The organism is Cellulomonas sp. P4_A2, from assembly GCF_056402515.1.
Genome location: NZ_JBFUHG010000147.1, coordinates 1 through 418 on the forward strand (window position 1 = coordinate 1; position 418 = coordinate 418).

Consider the following 418-nt stretch of genomic DNA (forward strand, 5'->3'; position numbering starts at 1 on the left):
GTCCAGTATCCCCAGGTAGCTTTGTGTTCAGAGGCCCAGTGTTCTTGGGGAGCTTATTCGCCGGGAGGGTACTCTTCACAGGAACCTTCGGGAGCGCCTCGTCTATGGCTATAGTGACAACTCGGGTGCATGAAGCCGCTGTCCCTATGCCGAAGGGAAGGATCTCGAGGGTGTCAAGGAATATCTCGACCGGGTCACCGTTTCCATCGTAGGCCAGGGCTTTGAGGACACCCTTACCCCCACTTTGCGCAAGGTTTTGAGTAAGCGGCTCCTCTTTCACTGCGGAGTTAGTGAGAACCCCGGCGAATTTGTAGCCCAGTTTCCCTACTAGCTTCCCCCAGCCCAAGGTGGAGAGCGCGACTCCGCAAGTAATTGCCTGCTTCTGCAGCCTTGGGCTGTCCACGCTCACTATTCCGGG

1 protein-coding gene is annotated in these 418 nt (G+C 56.9%); it reads right to left on the bottom strand.

Annotated elements, in window-relative coordinates; all coding sequences use genetic code 11:
- On the bottom strand, positions 1–418 hold a 418-nt coding region (locus AC1DUE_RS20470; protein WP_477041237.1), incomplete at both ends, for a hypothetical protein.